The sequence below is a fragment of the Gluconobacter vitians genome, assembly GCF_015244565.1.
In the GTDB taxonomy this organism is placed as follows: domain Bacteria; phylum Pseudomonadota; class Alphaproteobacteria; order Acetobacterales; family Acetobacteraceae; genus Gluconobacter; species Gluconobacter vitians.
In genome coordinates, this window is the sequence record NZ_JABCQG010000008.1 from 136,878 (window position 1) to 145,741 (window position 8,864).

Annotated in this window: 7 protein-coding genes and 2 pseudogenes; 6 read left to right on the forward strand and 3 right to left on the reverse strand. The window is 58.2% G+C overall.

Annotated elements, in window-relative coordinates; genetic code table 11:
- Nucleotides 1–62: 62 nt before the first annotated feature.
- The gene (locus HKD24_RS08035) at nt 63–2,429 is read left to right on the forward strand and encodes a putative bifunctional diguanylate cyclase/phosphodiesterase (RefSeq protein WP_194259822.1); all 2,367 of its coding nucleotides are present in this window, start codon (nt 63–65) and stop codon (nt 2,427–2,429) included.
- A 15-nt stretch (nt 2,430–2,444) separates the two neighbouring features.
- Here HKD24_RS08035 and HKD24_RS08040 read toward each other — a convergent pair whose 3' ends face one another.
- Nucleotides 2,445–3,092 (reverse strand): DNA-3-methyladenine glycosylase family protein, encoded by a 648-nt coding sequence (locus HKD24_RS08040; protein WP_407646359.1) that lies wholly within the window; start codon nt 3,090–3,092, stop codon nt 2,445–2,447.
- A 237-nt stretch (nt 3,093–3,329) separates the two neighbouring features.
- Here HKD24_RS08040 and HKD24_RS08045 point away from each other — a divergent pair, with 237 nt between their 5' ends.
- The 5 genes from HKD24_RS08045 (at nt 3,330) to HKD24_RS08065 (ending at nt 8,205) form a co-directional block, all read left to right on the forward strand.
- A complete protein-coding gene (locus tag HKD24_RS08045) occupies nt 3,330–4,448 on the forward strand; it encodes an energy transducer TonB (protein ID WP_194259824.1) in 1,119 nt (372 codons plus the stop codon).
- 76 nt (nt 4,449–4,524) lie between these two features.
- Nucleotides 4,525–5,460 (forward strand): hypothetical protein, encoded by a 936-nt coding sequence (locus tag HKD24_RS08050; RefSeq protein WP_194259825.1) that lies wholly within the window; start codon nt 4,525–4,527, stop codon nt 5,458–5,460.
- A gap of 221 nt (nt 5,461–5,681) precedes the next feature.
- Complete coding sequence (locus tag HKD24_RS08055) at nt 5,682–6,479, forward strand: hypothetical protein (protein WP_194259826.1); 798 nt, start codon at nt 5,682–5,684, stop codon at nt 6,477–6,479.
- Between the two features lie 133 nt (nt 6,480–6,612).
- Nucleotides 6,613–7,545 (forward strand): ribose-phosphate pyrophosphokinase, encoded by a 933-nt coding sequence (locus tag HKD24_RS08060; protein ID WP_194259827.1) that lies wholly within the window; start codon nt 6,613–6,615, stop codon nt 7,543–7,545.
- 51 nt (nt 7,546–7,596) lie between these two features.
- Nucleotides 7,597–8,205 (forward strand): histidine phosphatase family protein, encoded by a 609-nt coding sequence (locus HKD24_RS08065; protein WP_194259828.1) that lies wholly within the window; start codon nt 7,597–7,599, stop codon nt 8,203–8,205.
- A 330-nt stretch (nt 8,206–8,535) separates the two neighbouring features.
- Here HKD24_RS08065 and HKD24_RS15580 read toward each other — a convergent pair.
- Nucleotides 8,536–8,630: pseudogene (locus HKD24_RS15580) on the reverse strand (transposase); the annotation flags it as partial.
- 134 nt (nt 8,631–8,764) lie between these two features.
- Nucleotides 8,765–8,864 (reverse strand): annotated as a pseudogene (locus HKD24_RS08070) (IS5-like element ISMex42 family transposase); the annotation flags it as partial.

The window sequence follows — 8,864 nt, forward strand, 5'->3', positions numbered from 1 at the left end:
TTCATGATGCCCCTGCCTGTCTCACTGGACCCTGTTTTCGCTCCCCGGTCATGCGCGGCATAATGACTGCCATGCTGAACCTGCTGAAACGGATACGGTTAACCCGGCTCTTCCCCTTCCGGACGGATATTCCGCCAGGTGCGGAAGAAGGAGTCCGCCTTTCGCGCTGCAGGGTGCTGCGTGGCCTGAACTTCTTCCATTTCGTTCCCCAGATCAGCTGTGGCCCCGTTGCCGGCCTCTGCCTGATGCGGAGTTATCCGACCTACGGCATGATCCTGTGCGGGTCCGTCCTGTTTCTGCTGCTGGTCTATAATATCTGCTTTTATGCGATCCCGACCGAGAAGCTCGTCGACACCCGACAGTCCTGGATTCTGAAGGGCCTCAATATCGCATTTGGCCTGTGCTGGATAACGCTGCCCCCGATTGTGTTCCCGTATGGAGATGCCAATGACAGGGTCCTTGTTGCAGGGATCATGGTTGGGCTGACGGCAACGACCATCACCCTGATGCCCCTGACCGGGCTGGGGGAAATCATTGCTTTCATGCTGATTTTTTCCTGTTGCGACGCCCTGTTCCAGTCATGGCAGATCGACCATGGATCATTCTATTTCTACATCGCCATCGAACTGACGGTTTACCTGTTCTTCGTCCTGTCCCTGACGATGGCGGTGCGCACACTGTTTACGGCATTTCTCATCAGCAGGTCCTCGCTGGAACAGCGCAACAGCATCGTGCAGCTGCTGCTCCGGAATGCGGATGACGATACCGGCGACTGGCTCTGGGAGACCGGTGCATCGGGAACGCTGAACAATGTTTCGGCCAGTCTGGCCTCCGCTTTCGGCAACAGCCGGGAGTGGCTTGAAAACCGGGTTTTCTTTGACATCCTGTCCGATCTGGCCGGTCCGTCTGCATTCGATGGAGACGAGCGGACCGGACTTGGCCGTCTGCGGCAGTGTCTCGACAACCGGATCTTCTTCCGGGACATCGTGGTCTCCGGGACGCTGCATGGACAGCAGCGTTTCTGGTCCCTGAGCGGGCGCCCGGTCTTTCAGGACCGGACCTTTGTCGGATACCGGGGTGTCGGAACGGATGTGACCCAGACGCACTGGGCACAGGAAAGCGCGTCTTTCAGGGCACGGCACGATCTCCTGACCGGGCTGCCGAACCGTGGCGCCTTCCTTGATGACATGGAAACCTACCTCATTGAGGCCGAGCGCACGGGTGAGGCCTTCGCGCTGCTCAATCTTGATCTGGACGGCTTCAAGCAGATCAATGACCGGTATGGCCATTCCGCCGGTGACGAGATGCTGCGGAAAGTCACGGTCGTCCTGAGCCGCACGCTGAGTGAACGCCACCGGCTCTACAGGTTCGGTGGCGACGAATTCATGCTGCTCGAGCGTCAGACCACACCGGCCCAGGCGGCCACCACGGCTACAGGGCTGATCAATGCGCTGACGAACGTGCCCATCCGGATTGGCGAAGGCGTGCGGTGTGCGGTCGGGCTCAGTGTGGGGATCGTGCTGTCCATCGGTGGATCGGAGCGTGTCGGAAGCCTGCTGGAAGCCAGTGATCTGGCGCTTTACGAGGCCAAGAGCCTCGGTGGCCATACGCACCGTTTTTACAATCCGGAACTGCGCACCGTGGCCAAGCGGAACCGGGACCTGATCCGCGCGCTCCCCGATGCCCTTGAAAAGGGAGATCTGGGAATTGTCTATCAGCCCTTCTTCAATACCCAGAGCCAGAAGCTCTGCGGATTTGAAGCGCTGATCCGCTGGTCGCATCCCGAATATGGCCGCGTGCCGCCCGAACGGATCATCCAGCTGGCCGAAGAAGCCGGACTGATCCACCGGCTGGGCGTTTATGTCATGGAGCGGGCCTGCCTGTTTGCGCGTGAATGGGAGCCAGGGCTGGTTCTTTCGATCAATGTTTCGGTCGGCCAGCTTGAAGCCCCCGCCTTCCTCAAAGACACGTTCCGGATTCTGGAGAAGACCGGCTTCCCGGCCCGCTGCCTTCAGATCGAAATGACCGAAAACATCTTCATGGAGCCGGATGCTGCGACATTCACGCTGCTGAGCCGTCTGCAGAGTGCGGGGATTTCCATTGCACTCGACGATTTCGGCAAAGGCTTCTCGTCACTTGGGTATCTGCGGTTCTTCCCGTTCTCCAAGATCAAGCTGGACGGCCTTTTCGTTCGCGACATGCTCCGGGAATCCCGGGCCGCCTCGATCGTCCGGGCCGTGGTCGATCTGTCCATTGATCTGGGCGTGGCCGTCACGGCGGAGGGCGTGGAAAGCCAGGAACAGCTTTCCTATCTCAAGCGCCTCGGCTGTACGGAAGTACAGGGATATCTGTTGTCCCGCCCCCTGTCACCCGAAGACACCCGCCAGTTCATGGTCAGACCACCGGTCCTGCTGGAAGAATCGTCCTGAGACAGGACCCACACATCAGGCGGTCAGCGGATTGGGAGCCGTTTTCTTCCCTTCCTCCGCCACGCGCCAGCAATACCAGGCGAGCGTTGAGCGATAGGGCGAGAAACGGGCCGTCTCCTCTTTCAGAGCCTTTGGTTTGGGCGGAAGCTCCAGCCCTTTGATCCTGCGCCAGCCTTCCCGGACTCCAAAATCATCGACCGGCATCACATCGGGGCGGTTGAGCGTGAACATCAGCAGCATTTCCACAGTCCAGCGCCCGATGCCCCGCAATGTGACGAGGCGCGCGATCAGGTCCTCATCCGTCATACCCGCAGCCTCGGACCGGGTAGGGACCACATCGTCCAGACGGGCCTGCGCCACACCGCGCATGGCCAGAAGCTTGCTGCCCGAAAGTCCACAGGCACGCAGGCTTTCTTCGGACAGGCTCAGGAGCCGTGCGGGAGATGGTGGCGGCCCGTCCATGTTTTCCTGCTCGCCGAGAAGGCACAGACGGCCGAAGATTTTCCGGGCCGCCGCGCCGTGAAGCTGTTGCCCGGCGATGGCCCGCAGAAGGGCATCGTAAGGTTCCTGCCCGTTATCGCCGTGTAGCGTGCACGGGCCGATACGGGCGATGACGGCCGCAAGATCGGGATCTGCGCCGAGGAGTGTTGCAGAATCAACCATCAGGAACATGCCTTTCCGGAAGTTAAGGTTTGCGTGACTCTTTGTGTCTTTCGTGGGTCGCTCATTACTGCCATGATACGCCAAGACAGACGCCCACCCCCAGCCCCGGATAACCAGCCTGCCGGATGACAACCCCGACCGCCCTGGTGCAAAAGGTCTGGCGATGATGCGACGCCACCTTCTCTTCGCCGACCGGCCGTTCCCTGCCCGGTCCTTTCCAGACGGACTGTCCCGCATATGAGCGGAACGACCGCTGTCACGTCAGGAAAGCCGCAGAAACGCGAGCCCCAGCTCTTCGCCCCCTCGGCGCGGATCGTTCCTGCACGTCCACAGCATGCGCCCGCTGGCACCCGCGAACGCCTGAGAGACTACGTCCCGCCAGCAGTTCCGGTCCGACCGGTGCTGACACCGATGATGCGTCCACAGACCATCGTCGAGAACGGCCCTACGGTTCCGTTTATTTTCTCGGCAGGCCTGCACGCGGCTATTCTGGCTTTCCTCCTGATGCAGCATCACGGCATGCATGGCTCACCAGCCGGACAGGAACAACCTCAGGTCGAAATGGTTTTCGACGCGCCGCCATCAAAAAGCAGCATGCGTGGTCCCCGGGCACGCAAGGAAGGGGGCGCTCCGCCGCCGCCATCTGCGCAGAGTCCGCAGGAGACACAGGAAAACCAGCAGCAGCCGGAGAAGGAACAGTCCACGCCGACGCCGGCCGTCCCGACGCCGGAGACGCCGTCTGCGCCTGACGTTCCGGAAGAACCTTCTGCCGAACTGCCCAAAACGGCACCGACGCCAGCCCCCGTTACGCCGGGTGCGGCCCCTAGCCAGCGCAGCCATCAGACGTCGCCTCACGCCCACCATGCGCAGCGTTCCGTCCGATCCGACCGGAACAATCCGTTCGCGCATCCGATGGACCTGTCGTTCGGTGAGCAGCCCTCGCCCTATCGTCGCCACCGCGGCCGCGCGTCCGGCTCCGGTGGTCCGATCGACATGTCCCTGGGACCGCTCAGCCTGAACGGCGCCATCAATGCGCCGTACCAGACACGCACCAGCGTCAAGGGCGTCAGCGAGGATTACGGCGGGGAGATCGACCGCTGGATCCGGGCGCATATGTACTATCCGGAAGAAGCGGCCCGCGCCGGCGAGGATGGTCCGTCCTCGGTGCATGTGGTTCTGGACCGTTCGGGCCGCGTGAAATCGGTCCGGCTGATGAGCCAGTCCGGGTCCTATTCGCTGGACGCCGCGACGACCGGCATGTTCCAGGGCGCCCATCTGCCACCGGTTCCGCCGGACATGAAGGGCGACCATTTCGATATTGACGTGACGATCAACTACATCCTGATCCGCCGGTAAAAACGGGAGCGGCTTCGACATCGGAGCCGCAATCCCATACAGTCCGCCGGGTCACTGTCCTGTTACCGGAACGCCGATGCGCCGCCTCTGTTCGACCCTGCTGCCTCTTTGCTTTCCCCTGGCCCTCGGGGGATGTTTCAGTCTCTCGCGACCCTTCGCCGATCCGGGGCAGCAGGCCAGATATCTGACGGCGGCCAATCTTCCCCCGGCCCGCCTCGCTGTTCCGACACCTACGGATTCCCTGCTGTCGGACGATGCCGCCGCACTCTGGGCGCATGACATGGCGCAGGCCATGGTCGGGCAATCCGTTCCCGCCATCGCCCAGCCCCGCAAAAAAGGGGACTGGTGGCTGAAAATGAGTGCCGCCACCCATGGCGGTGCGGTTGTTCCCCATTACGTCATCATGACGCCGGAAGGGAAAGTCCGGGCGGAAACGGATGGCCCTGCCGTAGACATGGCAGGCTGGAGCGCAGGTGATAAAACTGCTCTTCAGGGGGCTGCCGTTCAGGAGGCACCACAACTGGCAGGGCTGCTCACGGGGATTCAGGCCAACATGATGCAGCAGGATCCGCACAGCCTCATGAACCGGCCCGCGAAAATCTGCTTCAAGGGCGTTACCGGAGCGCCCGGCGACGGGAATGTCGCGCTTGCCCGCGCCTTTTACGCGGCGCTTCCTGACAAGACCAATACGGTGACAACCACCGAAAAAGGCGCGGATTTCATCGTTCGCGGAACGGTCGATCTCAAATCTGGCGCAGCGGGCAATACCGGCCATCCGGTCGATCATATTGAGATCATCTGGCACGTTCTGACCCCCGATGGAAAGGAAGCGGGGGCGGCCACCCAGCTGCACGACATCGCCCCCCATTCTCTGGACGGGGCATGGGGTGATACCGCCGACATGGCCGCTGACGAGGCCGCCCAGGGTGTACGGACCATCGTCACCAATTTTTCAGGCCGCGAGCACAAGCCCCTGCCGGATGGCAAAACGGCTCCAAAGAAGGCGGCATAACGACAGGTAGACTATTGAGGGTGCGATAGTATAACTATTCGTATTTTTCCCTGCTTTTGTTTGTTACAGGACTTCGACATTTCCGCCTGAAGTCTCTGATGCGTCTTTCGTTCCGTTCGCTATTCTGTAGTACGACACTTTGCGCAGCGTTCGCTCCAGTCGTTTCCGCTTTCGCGGATCCAGTACCCGTTATCGCCGTAAACCGTGAAATCGGTCTTTCGATGACAGGGACCTTCCGGAACAGCACGAGCAGCCTCAGTCTCAGCCAGGCCGAAACTGGCAGTTACGGCCAACATACCTACACTGAGAGGTTTGCAAGTTCTGGTCGCTACCGCACCATCGGCTGGACACCAGGTTTTCAGGCTGACGCCTCGGTCATGTTCAATGCCTTCGGGATCGATAACCTTTACGGTGCCCTGCATTTTTCGCTTGAGGACGGACAGCGAAACTACAAGTCACCCGCTCTTGTTTCCAACATTGCAGCAATCCCTTTCCCCATTGTCCCTGTTTCTTCCCCTGCCATTCATACGCCTTCCAAATATTCACCGAGCGGAAACGCCAGTTCCAGCGGGACTGATAATCGTGGCGAAATTGGCAAGGGCTTCCTTCTGCTTTCCAACAGTTTTCTTCTGACGCCCTTCATCCAGGGCGGATATGTCACGAACAGCCGTGACGGAGATTTCGGATACGGGTCCGGCCGTTACTTCGCCGGCGCAGGCTTAAAGGCCGATTACGCCCTCACCTCCCGCCTTGTGCTTCGGGGCCGATTTGGATGGGCTGAAGTCCTCAGTTCCGGCCTCGCACCCCGTCCTCTGTGGGAAGGGAGACTTGGTGTGGATTACCGGATGACCCGACGGCCTCACCTGACGGCAGGGGGCAACTATTCCTACTTTTCCTATAGCCATGACCGGTTTTCCCAATCCGGCAGGGAACCGGGGTTTGCCTATTCCTATTCGGGCGTTTCAAACGGCCTGTCCAACGAGGTAAAGCTGCATGCCGGGCTGGCCTGGCAGTTCTGACACGCTCAACATGGCATGCAGACACTGACCGACTGGTACGCATAAAGAATGAGGCCGGATGGATGACAGGGGAGCTTTGCGCTGTTAGAAGGCCAGCAACTTCCCTGTCGGACACCGGACGAGGCCGTTTTTCATGAAGATCGTAGCCTGCAACAGTAACCTGCCGCTGGCCCGCGCGGTCGCCCACGAACTGCGGATGCCGCTGTGCAAGACCGTGGTGAAACGCTTTGCCGATGGCGAGGTGTTCGTCGAGATTCAGGAAAACGTCCGCGGTGAGGACGTCTTCGTCGTGCAGAGCACCTGTATGCCGACGAATGATCATCTCATGGAACTTCTGGTCATGCTGGACGCACTGCGTCGCGGTTCCGCACGCCGCGTCACGGCTGTCATGCCGTATTTCGGCTATGCCCGTCAGGATCGCAAATCCGGCCCCCGTACCCCGATCAGCGCCAAGCTGGTGGCGAACCTGCTGACCGAAGCGGGTGCGAACCGCATCCTGACGATGGATCTGCACGCCATGCAGATCCAGGGCTTCTTCGATATCCCGACCGACAACCTCTATGCCGCGCCGCTCTTCGTGCGCGATCTCAAGACCCGCCTGCCGGACCGTGAACTCATTATCGTCTCTCCGGACGTCGGCGGTGTGGTCCGTGCCCGTCAGCTCGCACAGCGCCTGAACGTGGACCTCGCGATCATCGATAAGCGTCGCGAACGCGCCGGTGTCTCGGAAGTCATGAACGTCATCGGTGACGTAGCTGGCCGCTACTGCGTGCTGGTGGACGACATCATCGACAGTGGCGGATCGCTGTGCAACGCCGCCAATGCCCTTATGAGCCGTGGCGCGGAAGGCGTTGAGGCCTATGTCACTCACGGCGTTCTGACTGGCAATGCCTGCCAGCGCGTGAAAGACAGTCCGCTGAACATGCTGACGCTGACTGACAGTATTCCGGCGACCGAGGCCCTTCTCGAGACCCCGAATATCCGCCAGATCACGACAGCCAACCTCCTCGCCCGGGCCATGAGCGCCGTTGCCGATGAAAGCTCAGTCTCTTCCCTCTTCGACTGAACTTCTACGGATAACTCGCTCCAAGTCTGGCGCTCCTGAACGGACTTGTCCATGATACAGATTATCCCCAAGCCCTACTGGTATCTCCGACATGGTGAAACAGACTGGAACCGGCAAGGATTGGCACAGGGCCGAACAGACATTCCTCTTAATGAAACGGGCCAAAAACAGGCGATAGAAGCAGGGGAAATACTCGCCGGATTTTTCCGGGATGGACACAGGTTGTTCGACCGTATTGTCTCCTCTCCCCTCAGTCGTGCACTCGAAACAGCGACCTATACCCGGGATATAATCCAGGCCCAGAGTGGCGTAGATCTGCCACTTCAGATTCAGGATGAGTTAATAGAGGTCTGTTTTGGTATCCACGAGGGCACACCTATGGGAGAATGGTATATCCCTTGGATTGAAAAGGGCCGTCTACTTGAAGGTGGAGAAAGCTTTCAGGAACTGACAGATCGCGCCATTGCGACGCTCAATACAGAATTAAAGGTTGGTGGGACCCCTCTTTTTGTCGCTCATGGCGCTCTTTTTCGTGGGCTACGAGCCGGCATGGGCCTTCCTACAAATATCCGACTACCAAACGCTATTCCATTAAGTCTTGAACCGAGTAACGGAATATGGTCTATAGCGAAATACGATAGAAGTAATTTAATTATTTGAATAATTAAAAGTTAATGCAATTTTAAAAAAAGGCTTTCCCAAAAGATATTTTGAAAACAACATACTAAGAAAACCTATATTATATTTTTACCATAACGCTTTATTTTTCCCTCAAAGCCCTATGGGTATCAACAAAAAGTGGTCTTTATGATTTTTGTGGAAACCTTATAAACTAAACTGCTATATTTTCAGGAATATAATACAAAGCTGAATTTTTAAGATAATTATCCGGAATTCAAATCTCTTTTCTGGGGTAGATATTTTTCTGAATATTATAGCTATTTTTTAATTGAAACACTCTCAAGGGTTAAAGGTATTCATGATGTGCCGCCCATATTCCTGAGGCACATCACGCCAACGCAGGCCATTTCGATTCACATAGAGACGCAGCTCAACACGCGCTGATCATCAACATGTGGCATCCCGTAGGTTCTATGAAAAGAACGAACGCCTGCCAACGGTCCATAGGTCCCTTTTAATCTCATCATGGATGCCTGAAGCAGATATCCTGTCTCAAATCAATGGGACTGTGCAAATGTAAGAGAAACTTTAGGGCCTGTTAGCACTTGATCCAGTCTGCAGCAGCAGCGATGTGTATGACGGCAAGGAATGACGCCGCTGTTTTTTCGTATCTGGTCGCGACTGCACGCCACTCCTTG

Bases quoted from the DNA above. Each gene is read 5' to 3' on its own strand.
- HKD24_RS08055 (WP_194259826.1), top strand. From the start codon at position 5,682: ATGACAGGGACCTTCCGGAACAGCACGAGCAGCCTCAGTCTCAGCCAG.
- HKD24_RS08040 (WP_407646359.1), bottom strand. From the start codon at position 3,092: ATGGTTGATTCTGCAACACTCCTCGGCGCAGATCCCGATCTTGCGGCC.
- HKD24_RS08035 (WP_194259822.1), top strand. From the start codon at position 63: ATGACTGCCATGCTGAACCTGCTGAAACGGATACGGTTAACCCGGCTC.
- HKD24_RS08065 (WP_194259828.1), top strand. From the start codon at position 7,597: ATGATACAGATTATCCCCAAGCCCTACTGGTATCTCCGACATGGTGAA.
- HKD24_RS08050 (WP_194259825.1), top strand. From the start codon at position 4,525: ATGCGCCGCCTCTGTTCGACCCTGCTGCCTCTTTGCTTTCCCCTGGCC.
- HKD24_RS08060 (WP_194259827.1), top strand. From the start codon at position 6,613: ATGAAGATCGTAGCCTGCAACAGTAACCTGCCGCTGGCCCGCGCGGTC.
- HKD24_RS08045 (WP_194259824.1), top strand. From the start codon at position 3,330: ATGAGCGGAACGACCGCTGTCACGTCAGGAAAGCCGCAGAAACGCGAG.